Here is a 23,163-nt window from a genome sequence, read left to right as displayed (position 1 = left end):
GAACATAGCCGCCGACAGGAGCACTTATGCGGGAAAAGCAAACAAAATCCGGAGAAAAATCTAACCACCAAGATCAATACACTACTGTATTGAAACCCTGCAATGTGCTTTTAACAAGCAAAAACCTCTGCTGTGGGATAGCTGCCATCCGCCGCGTCACCGGCCACCATGCTGGATCAAACCGTTGGCTGGCTGCACTTTCTGAGCACAGCCAGCCAACAGGCTCCTGCAGGCGCAGAACCACTGTTGCGGGAGAACGTCACCTTGTTCTGGTGATACCGGTGGCAGCGATGGCCTCAGCCGCTGGCTCGTCCAGGGGCAGAACCATGGTCATGCGGTCCAAGCCGCCCCAACGAGCCATCCTCGAACTGTTCATCTGGTTACGCAACCGCCCCGTGGCTGCTTGCGGACGAAGCTTGAGCAGCAGGCATGGTTGCTTCCCCAGGATCGACTTTGTGTCGGCGACGGTGCACGAAGAAACCATGTCGTGTGTCAGCGTCCAGCCAAAGCGACCGGTTCTGGTCACTGACTCAGAGCCCACCACTGCATCGACCCGGTACTTGGCGAACCACACCATCGCCTGCAGCCCCCACATCAAGGCGCCGCCTCCAGCACCAAAAGCCCAGAACGTACGTTCGTGTTGAATGCAGTACACCGTAGTCAAGATGAAATGCAGACTCAAGAAGGTCATTGCGACGGCATAGCTCAGCCCAGCACGGTCCATGGAATGAACCTTGATCATTTGATCCTGCGCTGGCGTGGTGTCTCGATGGTTGCTTGCGGTCATTTTCTGAGATTCTGTGCGCTCCTAGCTCGAAATGTGTTGTGCATGGTTTGCTGGAATGTGTTCACCATGTCCTGAAGCCTCTGGATAGCGGACGGCAATATTGATCAACGCCACACTCAGGTTGTCGGCCAATCCTCGCCCTCGGGGAACTCGCCGGTGATGATGTAGATCACCCGTCGGCCCATAGCCACCGCATGGTCAGCAATTCGCTCAAAATAGCGACCCAGCAAGGCCACGTCGACGGCCGCCTCCACCCCGAACTCCCAGTCGTCACCAAGGATCACCTGGAATTGCCTGGTGCGCAGGTTGTCCATCTCCTCATCCTGAGCGGCCAGCGTGCGGGCCTCCTCCAGGTTTCGTTCCGCGAGCACCCGCCCGACGTTGCCGATCATGTCCTGGGCGACGGTGCTCATCCGCTCGAAATTTCCCACCAGGGTCTCCGGCACTGCCCGCTCCGGGTAGCGCATCCGGGCGATCTTGGCGATGTGCGCGGCGAGATCACCCATCCGCCCCAGTGCCGCATTCATCTGGATCACCGCCACCAGGGTGCGCAGATCACCAGCAACCGGTGCCTGGCGGGCCAGGATAGTGAAGGCCTTCTGCTCCAGGGCATCGTGGGCGGCGTCGATGCGCAGATCTCCACCGATCACCCGCTCCGCCACCTGAAGATTGGCGTTGAGCAGGGCCCTCGTCGCGTCGCGCACAGCGATTTGGATGCTGTCCGACATGGAGGCCAATTCATTGACGACGCTTTCTAGGTCATTGCGGTAGAACTCGCGCATTGTCACTCCTTCATCCGGCTGCCAGCACCAGTGTCGTGCAAGCTGGCGCAGTGCTCAACCCGTGGAGCCTCGCGCTGGGCGCCCTATGATGCGAGATGTGGAGATCATCCTCGTCGCCCTCATCGCGCTGGCTATCGGCTTGTCCCATGCGCCGGTCGTGGCATGGCTGAGACGCAGAACCGGGATCGAGGATGTGCTGAACACCGAACCACCGAGGGTCCACGAACAGCTTGCCGTCGCCCTCGACGTGTTAGAGGAGACCGCAGCCGTCGTCGTCGGCCCGCACGACGAACTCTTCCACGCCAACGCCCAAGCGAAGGCCTTCGGAGTTGCCCGTGGCACCAGGATCGCCCCGGACTTGCTGCTCGACGAGGTGCGTGCGGTGCGTGAATCGGGCGAAACCCGGCGCATCCCGCTGAGCGTGCGGCAAGAGATCGGGGTGCCGGTGCTAGAGGTACGTGCAGTGATCGCCCCACTGATCGACGGCATGGTGCTGGTCTTCGCCGACGATAGCTCCGTGCGACAGCGCACCGACGACATCAAACGAGATTTCATCGCCAATGTCTCCCACGAACTGAAGACCCCGGTGGGGGCCATGCGAGTGCTGGCCGAAGCGGTGCAACAGGCGGTCGATGATCCGCGGGCGGTGGAGCGTTTCTCGGAGCGGATGATTTCTGAGGCTGATCGGTTGAATGGGCTGGTTGCCCAGATTATCGAGTTGTCGCGGCTGCAGTCCCACGATCCGCTGTTCTTGCCGGGCCCGGTCAACCTCGACGAGGTGCTCGCGACTGCCATCGATCATTGCCGCGAGTTGGCCGATGCCCGGCAGATGATGCTGAATGTGTCCGGGCAATCAGGACTTTGTCTGCCTGGGAACACCGAGCAACTGGTTTCCGCCGTCGAGAACCTCGTTACCAACGCCATCACCTACTCCGAGGACCGGGCGCGCGTGGCCATCACGACGCGGATGGTGGTCGTCGACGAGGAGTCCATGGTCGAGATCCGCGTCGCCGACAACGGCATTGGCATCAGCCCCGAGGAGCAGCAGCGAGTCTTCGAGCGCTTCTACCGGGTCGACGACGCCCGTTCCCGGGCGTCCGGCGGCAGCGGTCTGGGCCTGGCGATCGTCAAGCACATCGTCGGTGCTCATGGCGGAACCATCAGCTTGTGGTCCAGCCCTGGCCAGGGTTCAACCTTCACCATCTTGCTGCCTGCCTTGGCCGCCGAGCCCGAAGTCACTGCAGGGGAAGGTGAGCCGTGAGCCGCATCCTGGTCGTCGAGGATGAGGACTCCTATCGTGAGGCCATCGCATACATGCTCGCCAAGGAGGGTTTTGAGGTGAGCCAGGCCGCCGACGGGGTTGCCGGGCTGGCGGAATACGAACGCACCGGAGCCGACTTGGTGCTGCTCGACTGGATGATGCCCCGGATGGATGGCGCCGAGATGTGCCGCAGATTGCGGGCCCGCAGCAATGTTGCGGTGATCATGGTTTCCGCCCGGGATTCCGAGGTCGACAAGGTGGTGGGCCTGGAGATCGGCGCCGACGACTATGTCACCAAGCCGTTCTCCCAGCGGGAGCTGGTGGCTCGAATACGTGCCGTGCTGCGGCGCGGGCAGGATCCGGCGATTCCTCCCGGTGTCATTGAGGTGGGGGAGGTCCGGATGGACATCGATCGTCACGAGGTCTCGGTGCATGGTGCCGTGGTGCGGCTGGCGCTCAAGGAATTCGAGCTGCTTGAGGTGTTGATGCGCAATGCCGGGCGAGTGGTGACCCGGGACCAGCTCATCGACCGGGTCTGGGGCGCCGGTTACGTGGGGGATACCAAAACCTTGGATGTCCACGTGAAGCGGCTCCGGGCGAAGATCGAACCCGATCCCGGCAACCCCACCCGGCTGCTCACCGTGCGCGGGCTCGGCTACCGGTACGAGGCATGAGGTCTGGGCGTCGCACGATCTAGTGATGCAGCATCCAATCAGCAAGACCGGATGGGGGATCGGGAATTGAGTGCCAGCACTGCGGCTGCCAACTGCTCATCGACGATGAGCAGATCGAGCGCCCCGGTACGCAGGGCGCCCAGCACTCCAGCCGCCTTCTCCTTGCCCGAGGCTAGGCCCACCACGACGTCGATCCTGGCCAGCGCTTCCAGGTCGAGGCCGATCACCCGGTCTGCGGTAGGGGCGCCGACGGGGCATCCCTGGATGTCGAAATAGCGCCCGAGCATGTCGCCGACTGGTTGGCTGGCGGCCAGCGTCGCTACTTCGTCTTCGGCGAGTTTCATCGCGGTGACGACTTGTTTGGAGGTTTGGTATTGGTAGCCTCCGATGCCGACGAAGGCCAGATCACAACTGGCCGCCCGTTCCAGGGCCTCACGCACCGAGGTCTCGCTCATCATTGCCTGCTGGGTGAGCGGTGATTCGACGATGGCCGGGGCGTAGAAGTGGTCGGCGGTGACCGAACACTTCGCGGCGACGACCTCCATATTCGTATTGCCCGATGGGGCGGTGTCCAAGGTCGGCATGCCGCCCACCAGAGGAATCAGACGGGTCTGTTCCGGCAGCTCCATCTCGGGAAGTTCGTCGATGAGTGCCCCCACGGTGGTGCCCCAACTGAAGCCGATCCGGGAGGCCCGCGGGGCGCGGTGGGCGAAGGCCCGCACGCCGAGCCTGGCGACGTCGCGCAGGGTGGGTGTTGGGGCCTGGGTTTCGCAGACCAGCGCCTCGCTCAGGGTGAAGGTGCTCATCAAAGCGGATTCAAGGTCGCGATTGCGGTCAATGTGCTCGACTCCGGCGATGGTGATCTTCACCAGGCCGGATTCCCGGGCCTCCGACAGCATCCGGGAGACCGTCGATCTTGATAGCTGCAGCCGTTTGCCGATCTGGCCCTGGTCCATGCCCTCCAGGTAGTACAACCGAGCTGCCTCGACCAGCTGCTGCCTGTCACGACGTGTCGACACGACGCTCCTCCTGCTCGGGACTGGGGGTCATGAGCAATGGTGAGGGCCCGCAGCACAGGATTGCAAGTTGCTTCGGTGCTTGGGCTGGCGATGATCGTCGAATGGGGTCCACCCCGTCGCATCGACTCCGGTCTGCGAGCCCAGGGCCACGACGTGATATCACGCGGTGGAATCCCGGCTTTTCTTGGAACTCCACCGCGTGACAATCCGGAACTATCGTCAGCCCAGGACCCCCCTGGCGACGAGCGCATCCTGTAGGCGGCGCATCGCCACCAGCGGACGGGTCTCGTCGATCTTGATGTCGTCGTAGGTGATGATCTCGTCGACCGGCTTGTCCACTATCAGCGTGGAGTGTTGCAGAAGCCCGATCGGCACCGCGTTAAGTTCCCGGGCGCGTTCGGCGGGAATGGCCCACCCGTAGAAGTGGTGCCCTCCCATGCCCTCCAGGGTCGTTCCGGCCTTGAGCTCAGCCTTTGCCCGGCCCACCACCTCGGTGCACACATAGGTGGACTGGAAATCAGCCTGACGGTTCAGCACCGCCTCGGCGATGGACAGGTGTGCCTCAATGGAGGCGATATGCCACGGCCGGTAGAACAGGTAGTAGGGCCCGTGCCCGAGCTTCAGGTAGTCGAGTTCCTCGGTGATCACCTCGGAATCGGATTTCACGATGGCGAAGACTCCGGGGGCCACGTCGCCGGTCACGTATTCGACCACTGCGCCCTTCCCGAAGTCGAGGATGCCCCCGTCGGCTGCGGGAATCAGCTTTTCGGCGAGTTGCTTGAGCGGGATCTCTTGGCCATGCATGCCCTCCACCTCGACCGGCAGATTCGTCGCATTGGACAGGGCCGCCATCTCTAGCTGGGTTTTGGTGCCGTCGGTGAACTCGGTGAGCATGCGCGGGTTCATCTTCTTGCGTGCAGCCTCGGCTTCGTTGTCTTCGGGCACCGAGTGTGGGATGTTGACGTTGTTCTTTCCCTTGCCAGCGCACACCACGGTGAGCCCGAGATCCTCGGCGTATTCGACGAGCTTGAGGCACTCGACCGGTTCGTCGCCGCGCATCACCGTGTAGACCGAGTTGCCAGCATTGGCCATCTGCGACAGCAGCGGACCGACGGTGATATCGGCCTCTACGGTCATCAGGGCCACATCCTTGGCGTGGGTGATGCAGGTGTAGGCGATCTGTGCGGCGATCTCCGGCACACCCGATACCTCCACCACGATGTCGACCGGCAGCTCGGGCATCTTGAGCCCGTCGGAGATCACCGTCGATTTGCCCTTGGCAATCGCCTCGGCGGCAGCGCCGAGATCGGTGTCGGCGACCACGACATCGTCGCGCCCGGCATTGTGTAGCGCGGATGTCGCCTTGTCGAGCACGATGTCGGCGACGGCTGCTACGGCCATTCCTGGTGCCTTCTGGATCGAGGCGACCAGCCCCGAACCCATCTGCCCGGCACCGACAACGCCTACCCGCACCGGGCGTCCCAGTTCGGCCTGGCGGGCCAGCAGTCCCTTCGTGTAACCCATGTCATTCCTTTCAATCACTGCGCATCGGGCCGAGGGGCGGTTGCCGGTGCTTTTCGAGTCAGCCCGGAAGCGGTTCTGGCGGGCTGGGTTATGTTCTTGTGCAGATTGAGTTGGACCATCGCCATCTCGACGGCGGCCTTCAGTTGGCGGCCATGAACCCGCTCCGCCGCCCCGTCGACCGACCCCAGCAGTTCGGGCCGGTCACGGAAGCGGGCGAAGACCGTCGCCCCGGACATGGCCCGGGCCCAGACGACCTGCCGGGTGGCGGTGTCGACGATGGCGATGAGGATCGCGCCTCCGGCCATGGACCGCCCCCGGCCAGAGACGAGCATCAGGTGCTCGCCTGTCATGGCAGTCGATGCCTTGCGGAGTTCGGCGTTGTAGGAGCGCATCTGGAGCCAGGTGAGCGCCACTCCGATGAGCATCGCCGCGACGAGAATCGCGGGGAATCGCCAGTCGACACCGTTCATCTCAGGCTCCGGTGAACTCGATGGCCGAACCCTGGGCCGGTGCGGTCGGATCCGGCCCACTCGCCAGGACCGCCCCGGGGAGCAATTCTTGTTCGGGCTGGTTGATGTAGACCACGATATGGCCGAGTTCGGTGAGGTTTTCGCAGGCTCGTCCACCTACCGCGTCGATCGTCCAGGTGCTTCCAGCCAGGTGTAGCTGGTCACCTGCCGCGATGGGGCGGATCAACTCCGTGGCGTTCGTGTGAACCACGCTCACGTCGGCCAGGGCCTCGGGAACGGGTTCGCCGAACAGGATGATGACTCCGGCCTCAAGCATCTCGGCGGCGTCGGGGCCGACCTTGGTGACATCGGCTTTCCATAGGGTTGTCATGTGTGTCTCCTCTGGTTGGAGGCTGGGTTCAGATGAGCAGGAAGGATGCCAGGTAGGCGATCAACACCGCGAGCGGTGAGGTCACCAGACGAGTGAACAGTACCGCGGACACACCCACCGACACCGTCTCGGGCTGGGCTTCGCCCAGGGACAGCCCCACCGGAACGAAGTCACAGCCGACTTGACCGTCGATCGCGAATAGCGTCGGCAGGGCGTATTGCACCGGAAGCGCCCCGGCCGCGATCTGCTGGCCCATCAGCACGCCGATCACCTGGGCGATGGCTGCACCCGGGCCGAGCACCGGTGACAGGAATGGCAGGCCGACGATGACACCCAGCAGCACCAGGCCGATCGGATTTGAGGCCAGCGGAGTTACCCAGGTGGCCAGCGCATTCGAGATACCGGTGTAGTTGACGATGCCGATGAGCAGGGCGACGTAGGCCATGAACGGAAGCACTGTCTTCAAGATGATGTCCAGGGCCTGACGACCCGAGGAAAGCAGGGTGTTGATCAGGTAACCGATCACATTGCCGAAGCGCACCACCAGGCTCATGAAACCGCCCTGTTCGAGCTGGGTCTGGGAGACGGTCTTCGGCCGCTCAGCGACGGGCTCGGGCTCTGCCTGTGTGGTGGTGGCCTCGGTGACGTCCGTTGTGGTGGCTTCCGTGGCCTGCGCGGTGGTTACCTGGTCAACGCCCACGGCCGACACGAAGATATCGGCGGTGATGAATTTGGCGAGTGGTCCTGTCGGAGAACCCGGGTAGACGTCGACGGTAGGAATCCGCTTTTTGGGGTATACCCCGATGCGGGCTGTGCCGCCACAGTTGATCACTGCGGCCATCACACGGGCATCGTCGACATGGTTGCTGAACCCGTCGACGGCCTCGGCTCCCGACAACTCGGCGATGCGCGCCGCCACCGGGTGGATGCCGCCGTTGGTGACCGACAAGACGACGTTCTTCTCGTCGGTTGGGGTGAGGATCATGTCGTCGCCCCAGCCGCCGTTGCCCTTGACGATCTTCACGCTCTGGTAGCTCATGCGACACCTCCTTGGATGTGGCCGGAAGCGTAGGCCTCGTCATATTTCTTGAAGATATCCTCGTGGCCGCCACGCTTGATGAGGATCGCGGTCATCCACTGGGTGGCGAATCCGCGGATAGCGATGACCACCAATCCGACGAGGAAATACAAGATCGTCAAGGTGGCATATTTGCCGGGAGCCACCTGCATTACCCCGGCCGATACGCCCGTCCACACGAAGATCTCGCCCGCGTTGGCGTGCGGGAATAGCGAGGTGATTGGGTGACACATAGAGACGGTGGCGTCATAGAAGGCAGGCTTGTAACGCTCGGGCAGAAACCGCCCGAAGGTGTAGGCCATCGGATTGGTTAGCAGCAGCATCGCCAAGAAAGGCATCACGGTGTAGCGGGTGATGGCGAATCGCCCGGCCCACTGCATGGCGTGGTTCACGCGTTCCTCGCCGATCCATGTGGTGATTGCGTACATCGCGGTGAGCATCACCATCAGCAACGGGATGATGCCGGTGGCGAGAGAGGTGAACGACTTCGCGGCTTCGTTGAACAGCCCGATGAAGTGTTCGGCGAACCAAGTGATGGCTCGCATCACGGGATTGTCACCCATGAGAACTCCTTTGGTCTCGGAGGATCATCGTCCGGGACGGTGGCCCCGGCCAAGTGCATCCGGAGCATCCGGCGCTGAGTGCGCCATCGGCTCCTTCGCGGGTGCCCGGTCGCGGAGCCCCTCGGCTCCGGTGACCGGATGACAGGCCGACCGGCCTGTCATTCCAACGCCATAGCCTGCCTCACCTCCTCGTTGAGCAGGTTCTGGACGGCGGACACGGCTTCGGTGGAATCGGCAGCCCCCAGCGCTGCTCGGGCCATCTGCTGGCAGGTTTCCAAGGAGGTGTGCCGTAGGGCGAAGCGGACGGCGGGGATTGATGCGGTGGACATCGACAGGGAGGTGATCCCCATTCCGACGAGCACCAAGGCCATCAGTGGGTCGGATGCCGATTCGCCGCACACCCCGACCGGGGTCGCGGTGCGCTGCCCGGCCTCGGCGGTTTGCGCTACCAGCCGCAGCACCGCGGGCTGCCAACGGTCGATGAGATCAGCGAGGGCGCCCAGCTCACGGTCGGTGGCCATCGTGTACTGAGCAAGATCGTTGGTGCCGATGGATGCGAACTGCACCGTGGACAGCACCTCGTCGGCGCACAGCGCGGCGGCTGGCACCTCCACCATGATGCCGATGCGTGCCTTGCCTCCCAGGCCCGCGGCCTCGGCCCTGGCCATGAAATCGGCTGCTTCGGTAGCGGTCGAGATCATCGGGGCCATGACCCAGGTTTCGGTGTTGGGGCAGGCATCAATGGCCTGGGCCAGGGCAGTGAGTTGATGAGCCATCAGATGTGGCACGCTGCGGACCAGCCGGTAGGCCCGCTGCCCGAGGGCCGGATTGGCCTCAATGCTCAGATTCGCATAGGCCAGTGGTTTGTCTGCCCCGGCATCCAGGGTGCGCACCACCACCTTGCGTCCGGCGAAGGCAGACAACACCTCGCGGTAGGCCTCGGCTTGGACCTCGATGCAGGGCTCCTGGTCTGAATCCAGGAACATGAATTCGGTGCGGAACAACCCGATTCCTTCCACGGGCTGGCTTGCCGCTGCCCGGGCATCTGCCGTGGTACCGATATTTGCCAGTAACTGAACCGGATGCCCGTCGCTGGTCGCTCCCGGGCGATCGTCGTCGAGCAGTCTCGCGTAGCGCTCCATCCGCTCCTGGATCGCGGCCAGGGTGCGCTCGTCGGGATCAACAATCACCTGGCCACGGGCCCCATCGACGGCGAGGACGGTTCCGGCAGGTACTGTCGTCGCCCCATCTACCTTCACCACGCAGGGCAGCCCGAGCTGGCGGGCAATGATCGCGGTATGCGAGGTGGGGCCGCCGACCTCGGTGACCAAGGCGATGACCTTCGACATGTCCAGCCCCGAGGTATCTGCCGGGGTTAGCTCGTGGGCGACGACCACCGCAGGTTCGGTGAGCTCGGCGAGGCCACCGCTTTCGACTCCCAGGATGTGGGCGACGGCCCGGTCACGGACCGAGTTCAGATCGGCGACTCGTTCTGCCATGTACCCGCCAATCGCCCGGAACATCGTGGCAAACTCCTCGGTGGCCACGGTGAGCGCATTGGCCGGGCCATGTGTGGCCAGGTGGCCGATGGCCAGTTCGGCGTATTCGGGGTCACTGGCCATCTCGGCGGTAGCGGCCAGCACATCACCCAGGGTCTGGCCCGCATTCACTTCGGCTGCCGCCGACAGCTCCGCGCAGACCTTGCCGAGAGCCGATCTGATGGCTTCGGTGGCGGTGGCCAATTGCTCAGGTCCGGAAGGCACAGCTTCGTCGGTGGGGGCGTTAACCGGCGGGGTGAACTGCACGCAGGGCCCCGCAGCGGCTGTTGAACCGACACCGATGCCAGTGAGCACGGTCATCATTCGACCTCCGCCAACACCTTGGCGAGTTCCGCGAGGGCCTCCTCGGCGCCCTCGCCCTCGGCGCTGAGCGTGACAGTGTCGCCACATTTTGCGCCCAGGGTGAGAACCCGCAGCATTGAGGCTGCGGAGACCGGTTCGCTGTCGCCCATGGAGATCGTCACCGGTACCTTAGCCTTCTTGGCCGCCTGGACGAATAGGGATGCGGGACGGGCATGGAGGCCTTCTGCGGCTCGGACGGTTGCTTCGATGCTGGGCATGTCGTGCCTCTTTTCCTTTGATTCTTCCGGGCCGATGCTGGTGGTCGGCTGCCAGGTGTGGTGGGATTTTATTCGCCGATGATGGTCAGCTGGCACTTGCGAGATCGTTCCCGCGCACGGTCCCAGTCGACGAAGAAGATGTAGCCGGTGACGCCGAAGCCCAGCGCCCCGTCGATGACCGGGAAGGTTGAGGAGGAACCGATCACCGAGGCTTTCAGGTGGGCGTCGGCGTTGAGCAGATTGCGACGGTCGCCACCGGGCAGGTATTCGGGGGCCGATGGCCAGGCCTCTACCGCTTCGAAGTGTTTGATGCCGGGGTAGGAATAGCCGTCGGCAGGAGGGAAATCCTGCTGGGCGGGAATGATCTTCTCCAGCACCATGCCGAGGTCGTGCTGCAGGTAGTCGGTGCCGTCAGGGTATTCATCGTGCACCCATTCGTCGTAGTAGATCGAGCAGGTGGTGTGTGGTGACATGACAGCGACGATCCCATTGGCGATGCCGGATTCGGCTACCGCCGCGCGGACCTGCTCGGTGATGTCGAGGAAGCTGGGGGTGCCTCCGTGGGAGGTAAGCCCCAAGGTCTTGTGGAAGACGGTCATCGGTGACCACTCCGATCTGTGTGGTGGTTGTGTGTCAAACGGCTGCGCAGGTCTCGATGAACTCGGCTGCATTGGATAGGGCCCCGGTGCGCGCGGCGACGGCGAGGTCTGAGAAAAGGATGATGCCGGGATCATCCACCAGGGGAAGGACCGCGTCGTAGGCTGCCTTGGCCAGATAGGTGTAGTAGTTGATCTTCCGCACGCCGTGGCGGATGCATTCGTGGTACTCCTGCTTGCTGAGCCCCGATCCGCCGTGCATGACGATCGGAACCCCGGTGGCTCTGCGTAGCTCGGCGATCAGGGCGTAATCGAGTTCCGGTTTCTGGCGGTAGACCCCGTGCACCGTGCCGAAGGATGCGGCCAGGCAATCTACCCCGGTGGCCCTGACGAATTCGGCGGCGACCTCGGGATCGGTGTACAGCGTGGAATCGGCGACGCCCTGGCTGGGATCACCGTTTTCGTTGCCGGTCATCACCCCGATCTCGCCTTCCACCTTGATTCCGCGTTCGGTGGCCATCTCCACCACCTCGCGGGTCATGGCGACGTTGGTGTCGTAGTCGTGGGTGGAGCCGTCGATCATCGCTGAGTTGAAGCCGATGTCTAGGCCGGTGCGGATGTAGTCGATGTCGGCACCGTGGTCGATGTGCAGTACGAAGGGGGCTTCGGAACGCTTGGCAAGTTCGACCATCGCCGGGCCCATGTCCTCGATGGAAACGATTGGCTCGTGCACCTGGGCGAATTGGAGGATGACAGGTACCCCGACCCTCTCGGTGGCTTCGATGGTGGCCAGCAGCCCCTCGAAGAAGGGGGTGTTGATTGCCGCTAGGCCGATGTTCTTGTTTTCTGCGAAGGCCAGCGCCTCGTCGAGTCCGATGATCATGCGTGTTCTCCTGTGGATTGATTCAGGCCTTGTGAGCAGCGATGACGGTCATCATTTCGGTCAGTACCTGACGCCAGTCGGGATGCTTGACGATTCCGGAGGTGCCTCCCGAGCCGTCAGCTCCCTGGGCCAGCACCCGGATGATGTCATCGGCGCCGGTTACCCCGGCGGCCTGGATGACCAGGATCGATGGGTCGACCTCCTTGACTACCTTGGTGGTGCGTTTGATGTAGTCGCTGGCGTCCATCCGGCCGGTGCCGATGTTCGCGGTGGGCTCGCAGATCATCATCGTCGGATGCAGATGGGCGACGGCGCGGCACTGGGCCTCGGAATCGGCGCAGACGATGGTCATCAGTCCCACCTCTTTGGCTCGCTCAATGGTTTCGTCGAGGACTGCTAGCTGGAGCGGGTGTTCGGCATGGTTGAGCACCACCGCCCGGGCTCCGGCCTCGACTAGGGAGTCGGGGAGGATGTGGCCCATTCCGCGGCCTTTGCGGATCGGGTCCATGTGCTGGGCGGTGACGGTCACATGCTCGGTAGCCTCGGCCACCATGCGAAGATCAACGTGCTGGGCGGTGAAGATGACGTCGATCCCGAACTGGGCGGCGAGTTCATCGGTCAGCCGGGCCAATTCGAGGGTTTCCGCGCTGCCCAGGTACGCCTTGGGATTGACGATGAGGAACGGTGCGGTAAAGCTGTCCTGCTTGCCCATCTGAAACCATCCTCCATTGGATAGTGCACATATGTGCATGTTGATGAGAATTCTTGTGATGGATCGATCCTTGCACACGCACATCCGTTCCGCAAGAGCGAATCTGTGCAGGTCACGGCATGCTGAGCCCCCGACGATGGTGACAACTCAGAGCTATGGCAAACTCATGTGCATGTCCGAACCAGTCGTTGCCGTGATCGTGGGGGCTGGCCTCGGTGTTCGCTACGGTGGGCCGGTATCCAAACCGGCCCTGAAGCTCACCGGTCGGGCATTGATGGCGATGTCCGTCGAGGCGATGGCCGCGGGGGGATGTACCCACGCCGTCGTGGTGGTCAACGAGAAGGTGGCTAGGGAACTGGGGCCTGAGTTGTCAGCTATGCCGATCCCTGTCGTGCAAGCCTTTGGTGGAGCGTCGCGTCAGGCCTCAGCCCACAATGGCCTGAGGGCGGTTCGCTCTGATCCCGAGATGTCTGCTGCGAATGTTGTGTTGATCCACGACGCGGTACGCCCCATGGTGCCCGCATCAGTTGTTCACTCGGTCATCAAGGCCGTACAGGAGGGTGCCGATGCGGTGGCTCCCGCGCTGGCGGTCACCGATTCGATGCGGATGGTCCAAGACGAAGGTAATTCCCCGGTCAACCGCGATCGGCTGCGTGCCGTCCAGACCCCCCAGGGATTCCCGATGGAGGTCATCTGGGAGGCCCACGAGAGAATGGCGAGCACTGCTGAACCCTTCACCGACGATGTGTCCTGCGCTGAACTTGCTGGTCACGCGGTGACCTTGGTGCCGGGGTCCAGGTTATCGATGAAGATCACCGAGCCGACCGATATGACCGTCGCTGAGGCCCTATGGAAGGTGCGTTCGGCCCTTGGGCACCACTCGGGTCGCAGGCTCAGGCGGAGACTTCCGTGAACATCCGCACCGGTATCGGCACCGATGTCCACCGGCTGGTGGCCGACGTGGGGATGTGGGTGGCTGGATTGTATTTCCCGGAAGAACCAATGGGGCTCGCTGGTCATTCGGATGGCGATGTCGTCGCCCATGCCATGTGCGACGCCCTGCTGTCGGCATGCGGGTTGGGCGATATGGGATCTAACTACGGCACCAAGGAGCCTCAATGGGCTGGCGCCTCGGGGGTTGCCTTCCTGACCGAGACCCGGCGTCGTGTTGAGGCCGCCGGGTGGCGAGTGGGCAACGTTGCTGTCCAGGTCATCGGGCAGCGCCCCCGGATGGCCGCTCGGCGTACCGAGGCCGAGGCAGTGCTCAGCCGAGCCCTGGGTGCCCCGGTGTCGGTCTCCGCGACCTCCACCGACCACCTCGGGTTTACTGGCCGTGACGAGGGAGTCGCGGCGATCGCTACGGCCTTGGTTGTGGCAGCCTGATTCCGGGCGAAGACGCCTCGCCCGGATGATCATGGCTGGTGAGGGCTATTTCACCTCTGAATCACTCGCGATGAAGGTATTGCAGGTTCCCATATTGGGACTGCTGGATCCCTTCCAGAACCAGGATTGACGGGAATCGCCGTGGCCGTGGTTCCCCTCGTAGTTCGGGTCGCCGCTCAACTGATCGTCGCCGATGGCGTAGAACAAATTGGAGATATCGGCGATCCCCTGATTGTCGATGCTTACCGACTGGGCGACGGTCGAGATGAACTCGCCGGCGAAACAATCGGCCTGGGTCTCAAGACGACGAGACAGGCTGAGCGCGGTCGACTCGCTAGACTCCTGCTCCCAGGCGAGTTCGGAAACCAGAATCCCGGTGCGGGCCTGGATGGCATGCCCAAATTCGTGGGCGATCACGGATTCCACGATGTAGTTGGTGTTCTTCAGATTAGAAGGAATCACATCGGGAAGATCGACGGCGTAGTAGACCTGCTGATCGGCTCCGCAGTAGACGGCATTCTGCATCGGAACCTCACCACATTTGGTGGTGATCTCCGAGCTGTAGATTGTCACCGTCGGGCGTACCGGGGTATACCCGGCCTCCTCAAGAGCAGGGCCGAAAACCTTCATCAAGCAACCGGTGAACTCGTTGAAGTGTTTCTCGAGTGCTTCGGTGGAGGCATTCTCCAGGTCGATCGGGGTCGCCGTGCACTCCACCGGCTGGTGCAGTGATACCTGGTAGATGGCGTTGCTCTGCATCCACTGCTTGGCTTCCTCATAGGTATCCGGGATGGGAAGCTCCGGGGGATTCTTGGTGGCCTCCGGCACCTGGTAGTCCTCGTTCTGGTAGCCCCCGGTGGGAACCGATGGCTTGGCCTGCCCACCTCCCTGGATGAGCAGCATGACCACCGTCGCCGCTACGATGAAACCCAGTGCGACAAGGATGGCGAATATGATCGGAGTCTTCCCGCCACCTTCCGGACGAGACTGGGGTGGGGCCCACCTCCGCGTGGGCGAAGCGCCGACGTTCGGATTCCACGTGCTTGTCGTGGGTGCCGCGCTCCAACTCGGGCCGGTCCTGCGGCCCCACGACTCCTGGGGAGCCTGGCTGCGCGGCAGGCCCCATTGGTATGCGTTCTGATAACCCTGCGGTGCAGGGCGATATCCTTGCTGACCCCATTGACTCACGAGCCCAACCATAGCTGGTGGCTGGTTCATAGCTGGTGACCGGTTCATGGTTACTGGATGGCTCGACTGGGCATTAGCCCGCGGGTGCGATAGCTTGGCAGGGCATCCAGTTCTTCCCCCAGCTCGGGTGTCGTGAATTTTGCGCGGGTGGTTCCGTCACATCGGGTGGCGGGGGAGCGCCCGCCTCGGAAAATAGAGGTGCATGTTGAATCGTTTCCAGCGGTCCAATCCCCTGGTGGGGCTTGCCGTGGCGGCTGCGGTGGCCGCCGGGATGTTCGGTTTCGGCGCCGTCGCCCATGCTGGTGGCGAGATGGCTGATTCCTATGTTGTCGATGGAACTGTCGCTCGTGATGGTTCCATGGAGGTTGTCGAGACGATCACCTTCGCCATGTCGGGGCCATCAGATCTGACCCAGCGCATCGCCAACAGCCGTGAGCTGCTCGATAAAACCCAGCTCAACTACACCATCAGCGATGTGAAGGTGAGCGATCAGAAATCTGACCTGAAGCCCAAGGTGGAGACCGATGGCGACTACACCGTGGTGAGCGTCGATGCTTCCAAAGCGAAGGTCGTGGAGATCTCCTACAAGGTCGTCGGTGCCGCCGTGGCTCAGCAGCAGGTTGAGGGCCAGGGCCCCCGCACCGAGCTTTCTTGGCGGTTGTTGCAGGGACTCAGCGTCGGCGCCCGCGAGGTGAGCGGGAGCATGGCCCTCCCGTTGGGTGCTCCGGTGAACGACGTGAGCTGCAAATCGGGCCCGCCGGTCTCGACGAGCACCTGTAGCTCCTATGCGGCAAGCACTTTCAATTCGCCACATCCGACCTTCAAAGACGGTGCGCGTGGTCCGGGTGAGGTGGTCGAGATCACCGCCGTCACCTCCGCCGATGCGGTCAAGCCCAACCAGGTGATTACCGAGCACTGGTCACTGGACCGGGCCTTTTCTGTCAGGCCACTGCCGCTCGGCCTGGCTCTGGGGCTGCTGGCGCTGGGTGGTTTCGGCCTGTACTTCATGCATCGCAGGCTGGGTGCTGATGCCACCAACATCAAGCCAGCCCTGGTGGCCAGCTTCGAGCCGATCGCTGCTGGCCAGGAGAGCTTCACCCTCGCAGAGAAGTTGCGGCCCGGGGAGATTGGAACCCTTGCCGACGAGCGCGTCGACCCGATTGATATCACCGCGACCATCATCGACTTGGCGCAACGCGGCTACCTCACCATCATCGAGATCCCGCGCGAGAACAATCACCAGATGATCGACTGGACCTTCGAGCGTGGTTCCTCGATGGAGGGCCTGCAGAACTATGAGCGCACCATTATTGATGCCTTGGCTCCTGCTGACAGTGCGCCGGTGGTGCTGTCCAAGGTCAACGAGGCCATCAACCCAGTGGTTGCCAAGATGCAGGACGAAATCTATGCCGAGGTGGTTTCGGAGGGGCTGTTTGCTGCCCGCCCCGACGATGTGCGCAGCAACTGGTCGCGCATCGGTTTCGGTGCCATCATCGCCTCGCTGGCAGTCTTGGTGTTGCTGGTGATCTTCACTAGTTTCGGCCTGCTGGGCCTGGTGCTGGTCGGTTTGGCGATCGCCTTGTACTGGATCGGTCAGGAGATGCCGCGTCGCACCAATAAGGGCGTCGCGCTGTTGAAAGGCCTTGAGGTGTTGTCGTTGACCCTGGCCACCCAACCCACCAAGAACGTCCCCCCAGACGATGCTTACGCCGAGATCTCCCGGGTGCTGCCCTATGCCATCGTGCTCGGCTCCTTCGAGCGCTGGCTGGAAGCTTTGGTGGATGCCGATGATGATCCGGGTGTGCCCGATCCCGACGACTTGGGGTGGTACCGGGCACCAGACACATGGCAGCTCAGTGACATGCCGTCTTCGATCGATGGTTTCGTCACTACTGTTCAGGGCAAATTGTTCTCCCGCGGCTGAGCGCTGCTGGAACGTGATGAGGGCCTCCTGCTGGTTGGTGGGAGGCCCTCATCACGTTGTGGAACAGGTTTCTGCTGCTGGTGCGGTTCCTGTTCAACAGCGTGACCGAACTGGTGTGGTGGCCGGTCACGCTGCTGTATTCACAACTGCAATTCGGGGTAGAGCGGGTGGTTGCCGAGCAGTTCGTCGGCGCGGGCATGAACACGCTCGGCGACGCCATCGGCAATGACGTATTTCGCTTTGCCGGGGGTTCCTGCAGCGGTCGACGCAGGGGTGGTGGCCTTCAAGGCTTCGGTGATCAGCTCGGCTACCACATCCATATCGGCGGTGGTGAAACCACGGCTGGTCAACGCCGGGGTGCCCACCCGGATGCCAGAGGTGTACCAAGCCCTGTTCGGGTCGCGGGGGATCGAGTTGCGGTTGGTGACCACCCCGGAATCCAGCAGGGCATTTTCTGCCTGACGGCCGGTCAGTCCGAAGGAGGAGGCCACGTCGATGAGCACCAGGTGGTTGTCGGTGCCGCCGGTGACCAGGGTCACGTCGCGCCTGCGCAGGCCTTCGGCGAGGGCCTGCGCATTGTCGGCGACCTGCTGTGCATAGCTTACGAAGGCAGGGGTCCGGGCCTCGGCCAAGGCGACGGCCTTACCGGCCATCATGTTGCCGAGCGGGCCGCCGAGTACCATCGGGCACCCGCGGTCCACGTCGTCGGCGAAATCCTTGGTGGCCAGCACCAGACCACCGCGTGGGCCGCGCAATGACTTGTGGGTGGTGGTGGTGACGATGTCGGCGTAGGCGACCGGGTTCTCTTCGCCGGTGAATACCTTTCCGGCGACCAGACCGGCGAAATGGGCCATATCGACCATGAGCACCGCGCCCACCTCGTCGGCGATCTCGCGCATCTTGGCGAAGTTAATCCGGCGCGGATAGGCGGAGTAGCCCGCAACCAGGATGAGCGGCTTGAACTCCTTGGCTTCGGCGAGCAGGGCCGCGTAGTCGATGAGACCGGTGGCCGGGTCGGTGCCGTAGGAACGCTGGTTGAACATCTTGCCGGAGATGTTGTGGCGGAAACCGTGGGTGAGGTGGCCGCCGGCATCCAGGCTCATGCCCATCACCCGCTGGTTGCCCAGATCGGCACGCAGCTGGTTCCAGTCGGCGTCGGAGAGATCGTTGACGGTCTTGGCACCGAATTTCTCCAAGGATGGGCGTTCGATGACATGGGAGAGAATTGCCCAGTAGGCGACCAGGTTGGCATCGATGCCCGAGTGCGGCTGGGCGTAGGCATAGTCGGCGCCAAACAATTCCCGGGCATGTTCGGCGGCCACCGATTCGACGGTGTCGATGTTTTGGCACCCCGCGTAGAAGCGGTGCCCGATGGTGCCCTCGGCATATTTGTCGGACAGCCACGTGCCCAGCGAGATCAGGGTCGGCAAGGAGGCATAGTTCTCAGATGCGATCAGTTTCAGGGAATGACGCTGGTCATTGAGTTCGGCGGCGATCGCTTCGGCAATGCGCGGCTCGACGCTTGCCACCTGCGCGAGCAATGACTTGTAGGTGGCCGAGATGTCTTGGGTCATGCGATTCTCCTTCGGTTTGCTTCGGTGCGGTGGATATCGGGCAGATTGCGAGTCAGTTCCGGTCGATGTTCCCGCGGCAGCGTGCCACCTCGTAGAGACAGATGGATGCTGCGACGGAGGCATTTAGAGATTCGGTATTGCTGGTGATGGGGATGGTGGCCAGCACGTCACAGCGTTCTCGGGTGAGGCGTGCGAGCCCGTCGCCCTCGGAACCGACAACCAGCGCCAGTGGGCCGTCGACGCCGGGAATCCCGGAGATATCGGTGTCGCCCTCACCGGCCAGCCCGACCACCATGAATCCAGCCTTGGCGTAGTCGCTCAGGGTGCGGTTGAGGTTGACGGTGCGTGCTACGGGGGTGTGGGCGAGTGCTCCGGCCGAGGCTTTCCAGGCGACGGCCGTGACCGAGGCGGAACGACGTTCGGGGATGATCACCCCGTGGGCACCGAAGGCCGCGGCGGAGCGGACGATCGCGCCCAGATTGTGCGGATCGGTGATTCCGTCCAAAGCGACGACTAGACCCGGATGGGTTTCGTCGTGCAGGGCGTCGGCCATCAGGTCATCGGGGTGGAGGTATTCGTAGGAGGGCAGTTGGATGGCGATTCCCTGATGGACGGCACCGCCGGTGAGCCGGTCGAGTTCGGTCCGGGTGGTCTGCATCAAAGAGATGGAGTGTTCGGCTGCGTACCGGAAGATGTCGCGCAGCCGGTCGTCGCGTTCGGCTCCTTCGGCGACGTAGGCGGCCTTGATCGGCATCTTGGCCAGCAGGGCCTCGTGGACGGGATTGCGCCCGACTACCCAGTCGGCACCTGCTCCCTTGCCGTGTGAGGTGGTGCGCTGGGTGCGCCCGCGTTGGTTTGACTGCGACTGGGCTGCCTGTTTGGCCTTGTAGGCCTTGTGATAGACGCGGTCTTCCGCTTTGGGGGTGGGGCCGCGCCCGGCGAGCCCGCGCTTGCGGTGGCCACCGGACCCCACTTTGCGTCCTGCCATCGACATATTCCTTCCGCAATTTGCGCCGGTTGCCATCTGGTCGGCTTCAAGCTTAGTGGGATCGCTCGTCGCGGACCGGTTCTGCGGGCAAGTTCGTGGCTGCTCGTCGGCGGTGGGCTGGCCATCTGAGGGCGGTCGGAAGAGTTCATGGGTTGGTGTGGTCGTCGGGTGCGGGTCTTGGTATGGCTGCGTTTTGTTCACAGATTGTTGAGTGGGGTGTTGCGGGTGGTGTTGGGCTGACAGAATCGGTTCATCGGGATTCCGCACCCCTTGGGAGTCGCTATGCGAGGTTCGACGTCGTTGGTCTTGGTGATTCTTCTCGTGCTGGTTGCCGGGTGTTCTTCCGGTGATGGGGCCTCTCCGGGGCTGAGTGAGGCTCCGTATTCTGTGGCCAGCACCCCTGTGATGCCGTCTGCGTCTGTGTCGCCCAGCGTTGACGAGGTGCAGTTACGCATGCAGGAAGCAGAACGAGTGCTCCGGCGCGTCTACGAGTTGGAGGATTATCCGCTGGTGAGCGGTGATTTTTCTCAGTATCCGCCGGAGTTGGAGGAGTTGCTGATGGGCGACTATCTCACAGCTAGCAAGGCTTCCTTCGAGACCGCGAAGCAAGCTGGATGGCGCGGATCGCCCGATACCGTGGCACAGGTCTCTGTGATTCCTAAGCCGGGCCTGTTCTACCAGGACTCCACTGCGGCCTTGCTTGTTTGTCTCGACACCCGTGATGCTCCGGTTCTTGATTCGAGCGGTGCTGTGGTGTCGGAGGGCGGCATCTGGACATCGGTCCATTTCTTCAAACCAGATCAAGGAAAGCTCAAGATCTTCACCGCACGTGATGACCAGGAGGTGCCTCGATGTCCCACCGAATAACGCCATTGTTCGGCGCGTGGTGTGTTCTGTTGGCTTTGGTGTTGCCTGTTGCTGCACAGGCCGAGGACCCCGGGGCTGCTCAGCGGAATCCTCGCGGTGATGTCTCGACCCGTGGTTCGGGGGATACCGCGGTGGTGAACGCTTCCACCCGTTCCACCTCGGGTGGAGGTGCCGGTGGGGCTGGGCAAGGTGGCGGGGCTGCTGGTCCGCCCCAGCCGGTTGCCACCGGGAAACCGTTGCCGTTCAGCAGATGCTACGTGCCGGAACCTGGTGTGACGCGATGCAAGCTTGCCGAGACCCAAGCCGACCCTCATATTCCTGCTTCGGTGGCTGCTGCCCAGGCGGCTGCCAGCTTGCAGGTTCCGGCACCGGCCATCGTGATCGGTCCGGATCCAGCGAAAAACCAGTGGAATGCCCTGGCCATTGGGATGCCGATTTGGCTGCACGTCACTAACGCGTTCAACACGAGTTCCCATACCACCGAAGATGGCATCGCCATCGAGTTGAGCGCCCACCAAGACAGCCTCACCGTCGATTGGGGTGACGGTACCGTCATCACCTGTACCTCAACCACTCAACGCCCACCAAACATAGACCCCCGCAAGAAATCACCCACCTGCGGCCATGTCTACCAAGACCCCGCGGTGTACACGATCACGGTCACCGGGAACTGGATTGCCACGTGGTGGGCTCAAGGCCAAGCAGGTGATATCCCGCTCACCAGCACCGCGAACACCACCCTCGAAATCGCCGAATTTGAAGCAGTCGTCGTCGGCTAAGGAACCACGTGATGGGGTGATATGTGGAATCCTGGCGGGCTTGTAGCGTGTCATTCGGCGCATCGCCGTGCTGTTGGTTTGGCCGAACTTTTGCTTCGTGCCGAACGCGCCCGGTCGATGCAGCTAGGTTTGTGTCATGCCAGAGGTCATCGTCGTGGGAGCCGGGATCAGCGGGCTGGTGGCCGCGTGGCGGCTGCAGCAACAAGATGTCGACGTGGTCGTGTTGGAGGCAGCGGACCGCCCGGGTGGGCGTATCCATTCGGTTGAGGTGAACGGCTGCACCGTCGAGGTGGGGGCGAATTTCATCACCGACGCGTACCGGATTATTCCCGGGCTGGCCCACGAGGTAGGGGCCGAGTTGCGTCCGGTCAGCGATAACAGCGGGATTGTTGTCGGCGGAAGGCTTCACTCGTTTACCGCGAGCAAACCTTTCACTGCCTTCGGCTCGGGTCTGATGCCGTGGAGCGCGATGCTGTCCCTGGTTCCCGGGCTGGGCAGATTTGCGGCGCTTCGGCGTCATCGTGGAACCGTTGATCCACTGGATTGGGTGGATCTTGACGAGGTCTCCGCTTTCTCGTGGGCTCGCAGTCTTGGGTTGCGGACTTTGTTTGAGCGCAGCTGGCGACCGGCGTACCACGGTTTCTATTTCCAGGATGCCGCTATCACATCGGCTGCCGGGGTGGCAGCGATGGCTGCTCACGGGCTGCGTCAGAAGACCTTGACCATTGTCGGTGGGCTTTCCACGCTCACCGATGCTTTGGCTGCTCGTCTTGATGTCCGGTTGAGGGAGCCGGTTGTGCGCATCGAGGAGTGTGCGACTGGTGTTGCAGTGCACACTGCGTCGGGTGTCCATCGGGCACCGATGGTGATTGTCGCGGTTCCCGGCACGGTTCTGCCGGGGATCATGGAATTGGATCCGGTGCAGCGTGCCGTCGCCGATGTGCCGTACAGCACCGGGCTGCTCGTCGCATTGGGGGTCAATCGGTATCTGCATCCCGATGAGCTCGGTGGGGCATATGGTGTCTTGTTTGAACCTGGCGGCTCTGATCTTGCTGCCTTGGCTGTCGCATCCCGCGCGGGTCATGCTTTTGGGGATCGCGATGTTGTGACCTGCATGTTTACCGCCGAGGCAGCTCGGGCGCTTGATGCTACCCCAACCGAGGAAATCCTGCAGGCGGCTCGCAGACACCTGCTGACGTGGGCCCCGAGCCTGGCCGATGCACTGATTGATGATCCTGCTTCGTGTTTGGTGCAATCCATACCGCACGCCATGCCGATGAGCCCACCTGGTCGTCTGGCGCGTATCGCTGCCCTGCGTGAGGAAGAGCTAGGCAGCAGAATTCTTTTCGCAGGAGATTCTGTGGCGTGGCCATGGACGGATTCGGCTGCTTTCGCCGGTGTTCGGGCAGCCGAGATGCTGCTCGTCCGCAGAGCGTGACTGCCTGCTGCCTGAAATCGAGTCAGGCGACAGACGGTCACGTTGCACTAGAGAGACTTCTTTAGTCAGCGATCTATTACTTAGGGGCCCTCTAAATCTGAGGGCGATACCCCGGTTTCGAGAAACTCATCGATGTGCTCCGGTGGTTGTTTCAATAGGGGCCCTCTAAATCAGAGGGCGATAC

At 62.8% G+C, this 23,163-nt stretch carries 26 protein-coding genes; 9 read left to right on the top strand and 17 right to left on the bottom strand.

The genetic code is table 11. From position 1 onward, the window contains the following. Positions 1–259: 259 nt before the first annotated feature. On the bottom strand, positions 260–742 hold the full coding sequence (locus HMPREF1531_RS01755) for a hypothetical protein (protein ID WP_016668170.1): 483 nt from the start codon (positions 740–742) through the stop codon (positions 260–262). 161 nt (positions 743–903) lie between these two features. Then, on the bottom strand, positions 904–1,569 hold the full coding sequence (gene phoU / locus HMPREF1531_RS01750; protein ID WP_016668169.1) for a phosphate signaling complex protein PhoU: 666 nt from the start codon (positions 1,567–1,569) through the stop codon (positions 904–906). A 97-nt stretch (positions 1,570–1,666) separates the two neighbouring features. Between phoU and HMPREF1531_RS01745 the strand changes: the two genes are divergently transcribed. Beyond that, a complete protein-coding gene (locus tag HMPREF1531_RS01745) occupies positions 1,667–2,830 on the top strand; it encodes a sensor histidine kinase (RefSeq protein WP_198010962.1) in 1,164 nt (387 codons plus the stop codon). Continuing rightward, positions 2,827–3,504: a response regulator transcription factor gene (locus HMPREF1531_RS01740; protein ID WP_016668167.1), complete on the top strand. Its 678-nt coding sequence runs from the start codon at positions 2,827–2,829 to the stop codon at positions 3,502–3,504. The genes HMPREF1531_RS01745 and HMPREF1531_RS01740 overlap by 4 nt, the downstream gene beginning before the upstream one ends. Positions 3,505–3,542: 38 nt before the next feature. Here HMPREF1531_RS01740 and HMPREF1531_RS01735 read toward each other — a convergent pair whose 3' ends face one another. The 11 genes from HMPREF1531_RS01735 to HMPREF1531_RS01685 all read right to left on the bottom strand — a co-directional run bounded on the left by HMPREF1531_RS01735 (position 3,543) and on the right by HMPREF1531_RS01685 (position 12,838). Beyond that, a complete protein-coding gene (locus tag HMPREF1531_RS01735; RefSeq protein ID WP_016668166.1) occupies positions 3,543–4,523 on the bottom strand; it encodes a sugar-binding transcriptional regulator in 981 nt (326 codons plus the stop codon). Between the two features lie 219 nt (positions 4,524–4,742). Then, a complete protein-coding gene (locus HMPREF1531_RS01730) occupies positions 4,743–6,047 on the bottom strand; it encodes an NAD(P)H-dependent oxidoreductase (RefSeq protein WP_016668165.1) in 1,305 nt (434 codons plus the stop codon). Positions 6,048–6,061: 14 nt separating this feature from the next. After that, positions 6,062–6,517: a transcriptional regulator GutM gene (locus HMPREF1531_RS12680; RefSeq protein WP_016668164.1), complete on the bottom strand. Its 456-nt coding sequence runs from the start codon at positions 6,515–6,517 to the stop codon at positions 6,062–6,064. A 1-nt stretch (position 6,518) separates the two neighbouring features. Beyond that, positions 6,519–6,887, bottom strand: a complete 369-nt coding sequence (locus HMPREF1531_RS01720; protein WP_016668163.1) for a PTS glucitol/sorbitol transporter subunit IIA — start codon at positions 6,885–6,887, stop codon at positions 6,519–6,521. A gap of 28 nt (positions 6,888–6,915) precedes the next feature. Next, a complete protein-coding gene (gene srlE / locus HMPREF1531_RS01715; RefSeq protein ID WP_016668162.1) occupies positions 6,916–7,926 on the bottom strand; it encodes a PTS glucitol/sorbitol transporter subunit IIB in 1,011 nt (336 codons plus the stop codon). Further along, positions 7,923–8,528: a PTS glucitol/sorbitol transporter subunit IIC gene (srlA, locus tag HMPREF1531_RS01710; protein WP_016668161.1), complete on the bottom strand. Its 606-nt coding sequence runs from the start codon at positions 8,526–8,528 to the stop codon at positions 7,923–7,925. Before srlA ends, srlE begins: the two co-directional genes overlap by 4 nt. A 158-nt stretch (positions 8,529–8,686) precedes the next feature. Continuing rightward, positions 8,687–10,390 carry a phosphoenolpyruvate--protein phosphotransferase gene (gene ptsP, locus HMPREF1531_RS01705; RefSeq protein ID WP_016668160.1) on the bottom strand — a complete coding sequence of 568 codons (1,704 nt, stop codon included), beginning with the start codon at positions 10,388–10,390 and terminating at the stop codon, positions 8,687–8,689. After that, the gene (locus tag HMPREF1531_RS01700) at positions 10,387–10,647 is read right to left on the bottom strand and encodes an HPr family phosphocarrier protein (protein ID WP_016668159.1); all 261 of its coding nucleotides are present in this window, start codon (positions 10,645–10,647) and stop codon (positions 10,387–10,389) included. The genes ptsP and HMPREF1531_RS01700 overlap by 4 nt, the downstream gene beginning before the upstream one ends. A 68-nt stretch (positions 10,648–10,715) precedes the next feature. Then, positions 10,716–11,246, bottom strand: a complete 531-nt coding sequence (locus HMPREF1531_RS01695; protein WP_016668158.1) for a YjbQ family protein — start codon at positions 11,244–11,246, stop codon at positions 10,716–10,718. Between the two features lie 34 nt (positions 11,247–11,280). After that, entirely contained in the window at positions 11,281–12,126 is an 846-nt protein-coding gene (locus HMPREF1531_RS01690) for a class II fructose-bisphosphate aldolase (RefSeq protein WP_016668157.1), read from the bottom strand. 22 nt (positions 12,127–12,148) lie between these two features. After that, positions 12,149–12,838 carry a triose-phosphate isomerase gene (locus tag HMPREF1531_RS01685; protein WP_016668156.1) on the bottom strand — a complete coding sequence of 230 codons (690 nt, stop codon included), beginning with the start codon at positions 12,836–12,838 and terminating at the stop codon, positions 12,149–12,151. Between the two features lie 172 nt (positions 12,839–13,010). On the opposite strand from HMPREF1531_RS01685, the gene HMPREF1531_RS01680 reads away from it, so the two are divergent. Then, entirely contained in the window at positions 13,011–13,751 is a 741-nt protein-coding gene (locus tag HMPREF1531_RS01680) for an IspD/TarI family cytidylyltransferase (protein WP_232210208.1), read from the top strand. Further along, complete coding sequence (ispF, locus tag HMPREF1531_RS01675) at positions 13,748–14,221, top strand: 2-C-methyl-D-erythritol 2,4-cyclodiphosphate synthase (RefSeq protein WP_016668154.1); 474 nt, start codon at positions 13,748–13,750, stop codon at positions 14,219–14,221. The genes HMPREF1531_RS01680 and ispF overlap by 4 nt, the downstream gene beginning before the upstream one ends. A 45-nt stretch (positions 14,222–14,266) precedes the next feature. On the opposite strand, the gene HMPREF1531_RS12675 is transcribed toward ispF, so the two are convergent. Continuing rightward, entirely contained in the window at positions 14,267–15,124 is an 858-nt protein-coding gene (locus HMPREF1531_RS12675; protein ID WP_051123307.1) for a neutral zinc metallopeptidase, read from the bottom strand. On the opposite strand from HMPREF1531_RS12675, the gene HMPREF1531_RS13810 reads away from it, so the two are divergent. Next, positions 15,123–15,362, top strand: a complete 240-nt coding sequence (locus tag HMPREF1531_RS13810) for a hypothetical protein (protein ID WP_036896961.1) — start codon at positions 15,123–15,125, stop codon at positions 15,360–15,362. The two genes, HMPREF1531_RS12675 and HMPREF1531_RS13810, sit on opposite strands and share 2 nt — an antisense overlap. 249 nt (positions 15,363–15,611) lie before the next feature. Beyond that, entirely contained in the window at positions 15,612–17,333 is a 1,722-nt protein-coding gene (locus HMPREF1531_RS01660) for a DUF2207 family protein (protein WP_016668152.1), read from the top strand. A 140-nt stretch (positions 17,334–17,473) separates the two neighbouring features. On the opposite strand, the gene HMPREF1531_RS01655 is transcribed toward HMPREF1531_RS01660, so the two are convergent. The 3 genes from HMPREF1531_RS01655 to HMPREF1531_RS13480 form a co-directional block, all read right to left on the bottom strand. Beyond that, on the bottom strand, positions 17,474–18,907 hold the full coding sequence (locus HMPREF1531_RS01655) for a glycine hydroxymethyltransferase (RefSeq protein WP_016668151.1): 1,434 nt from the start codon (positions 18,905–18,907) through the stop codon (positions 17,474–17,476). Positions 18,908–18,959: 52 nt separating this feature from the next. Further along, positions 18,960–19,895 (bottom strand): 23S rRNA (guanosine(2251)-2'-O)-methyltransferase RlmB, encoded by a 936-nt coding sequence (gene rlmB / locus HMPREF1531_RS01650; RefSeq protein ID WP_016668150.1) that lies wholly within the window; start codon positions 19,893–19,895, stop codon positions 18,960–18,962. Between the two features lie 197 nt (positions 19,896–20,092). Further along, positions 20,093–20,350: a hypothetical protein gene (locus tag HMPREF1531_RS13480; protein ID WP_156860131.1), complete on the bottom strand. Its 258-nt coding sequence runs from the start codon at positions 20,348–20,350 to the stop codon at positions 20,093–20,095. Between HMPREF1531_RS13480 and HMPREF1531_RS01645 the strand changes: the two genes are divergently transcribed. The 3 genes from HMPREF1531_RS01645 (at position 20,349) to HMPREF1531_RS01635 (ending at position 22,979) form a co-directional block, all read left to right on the top strand. Beyond that, positions 20,349–20,762 carry a hypothetical protein gene (locus HMPREF1531_RS01645; protein ID WP_156860130.1) on the top strand — a complete coding sequence of 138 codons (414 nt, stop codon included), beginning with the start codon at positions 20,349–20,351 and terminating at the stop codon, positions 20,760–20,762. The two genes, HMPREF1531_RS13480 and HMPREF1531_RS01645, sit on opposite strands and share 2 nt — an antisense overlap. After that, positions 20,747–21,541 (top strand): hypothetical protein, encoded by a 795-nt coding sequence (locus HMPREF1531_RS01640; protein ID WP_016668148.1) that lies wholly within the window; start codon positions 20,747–20,749, stop codon positions 21,539–21,541. The genes HMPREF1531_RS01645 and HMPREF1531_RS01640 overlap by 16 nt, the downstream gene beginning before the upstream one ends. Before the next feature lie 136 nt (positions 21,542–21,677). After that, positions 21,678–22,979, top strand: coding sequence for a protoporphyrinogen/coproporphyrinogen oxidase (locus HMPREF1531_RS01635; RefSeq protein ID WP_016668147.1), 1,302 nt, complete (start codon positions 21,678–21,680; stop codon positions 22,977–22,979). The last annotated feature ends 184 nt before the right edge of the window (positions 22,980–23,163 follow it).

It is taken from the genome of Propionibacterium sp. oral taxon 192 str. F0372 (assembly GCF_000413315.1).
In the GTDB taxonomy this organism is placed as follows: domain Bacteria; phylum Actinomycetota; class Actinomycetes; order Propionibacteriales; family Propionibacteriaceae; genus Brooklawnia.
The sequence above is the reverse complement of the archived record's forward strand: the minus strand, read 5'-3'. Positions and strand labels throughout refer to the sequence as shown.

Excerpts from the sequence above, each read along its gene's own strand:
- HMPREF1531_RS01755 (WP_016668170.1), bottom strand. The coding sequence starts at position 742 with ATGATCAAGGTTCATTCCATGGACCGTGCTGGGCTGAGCTATGCCGTC.
- phoU (WP_016668169.1), bottom strand. The coding sequence starts at position 1,569 with ATGCGCGAGTTCTACCGCAATGACCTAGAAAGCGTCGTCAATGAATTG.
- HMPREF1531_RS01730 (WP_016668165.1), bottom strand. The coding sequence starts at position 6,047 with ATGGGTTACACGAAGGGACTGCTGGCCCGCCAGGCCGAACTGGGACGC.
- HMPREF1531_RS12680 (WP_016668164.1), bottom strand. The coding sequence starts at position 6,517 with ATGAACGGTGTCGACTGGCGATTCCCCGCGATTCTCGTCGCGGCGATG.
- HMPREF1531_RS01720 (WP_016668163.1), bottom strand. The coding sequence starts at position 6,887 with ATGACAACCCTATGGAAAGCCGATGTCACCAAGGTCGGCCCCGACGCC.
- srlE (WP_016668162.1), bottom strand. The coding sequence starts at position 7,926 with ATGAGCTACCAGAGCGTGAAGATCGTCAAGGGCAACGGCGGCTGGGGC.
- srlA (WP_016668161.1), bottom strand. The coding sequence starts at position 8,528 with ATGGGTGACAATCCCGTGATGCGAGCCATCACTTGGTTCGCCGAACAC.
- ptsP (WP_016668160.1), bottom strand. The coding sequence starts at position 10,390 with ATGATGACCGTGCTCACTGGCATCGGTGTCGGTTCAACAGCCGCTGCG.
- HMPREF1531_RS01700 (WP_016668159.1), bottom strand. The coding sequence starts at position 10,647 with ATGCCCAGCATCGAAGCAACCGTCCGAGCCGCAGAAGGCCTCCATGCC.
- HMPREF1531_RS01695 (WP_016668158.1), bottom strand. The coding sequence starts at position 11,246 with ATGACCGTCTTCCACAAGACCTTGGGGCTTACCTCCCACGGAGGCACC.
- HMPREF1531_RS01690 (WP_016668157.1), bottom strand. The coding sequence starts at position 12,126 with ATGATCATCGGACTCGACGAGGCGCTGGCCTTCGCAGAAAACAAGAAC.
- HMPREF1531_RS01685 (WP_016668156.1), bottom strand. The coding sequence starts at position 12,838 with ATGGGCAAGCAGGACAGCTTTACCGCACCGTTCCTCATCGTCAATCCC.
- HMPREF1531_RS01680 (WP_232210208.1), top strand. The coding sequence starts at position 13,011 with ATGTCCGAACCAGTCGTTGCCGTGATCGTGGGGGCTGGCCTCGGTGTT.
- HMPREF1531_RS13810 (WP_036896961.1), top strand. The coding sequence starts at position 15,123 with ATGACCACCGTCGCCGCTACGATGAAACCCAGTGCGACAAGGATGGCG.
- HMPREF1531_RS12675 (WP_051123307.1), bottom strand. The coding sequence starts at position 15,124 with ATGCTGCTCATCCAGGGAGGTGGGCAGGCCAAGCCATCGGTTCCCACC.
- HMPREF1531_RS01660 (WP_016668152.1), top strand. The coding sequence starts at position 15,612 with ATGTTGAATCGTTTCCAGCGGTCCAATCCCCTGGTGGGGCTTGCCGTG.
- HMPREF1531_RS01655 (WP_016668151.1), bottom strand. The coding sequence starts at position 18,907 with ATGACCCAAGACATCTCGGCCACCTACAAGTCATTGCTCGCGCAGGTG.
- rlmB (WP_016668150.1), bottom strand. The coding sequence starts at position 19,895 with ATGGCAGGACGCAAAGTGGGGTCCGGTGGCCACCGCAAGCGCGGGCTC.
- HMPREF1531_RS01645 (WP_156860130.1), top strand. The coding sequence starts at position 20,349 with ATGCAGGAAGCAGAACGAGTGCTCCGGCGCGTCTACGAGTTGGAGGAT.
- HMPREF1531_RS13480 (WP_156860131.1), bottom strand. The coding sequence starts at position 20,350 with ATGCGTAACTGCACCTCGTCAACGCTGGGCGACACAGACGCAGACGGC.
- HMPREF1531_RS01640 (WP_016668148.1), top strand. The coding sequence starts at position 20,747 with ATGTCCCACCGAATAACGCCATTGTTCGGCGCGTGGTGTGTTCTGTTG.
- HMPREF1531_RS01635 (WP_016668147.1), top strand. The coding sequence starts at position 21,678 with ATGCCAGAGGTCATCGTCGTGGGAGCCGGGATCAGCGGGCTGGTGGCC.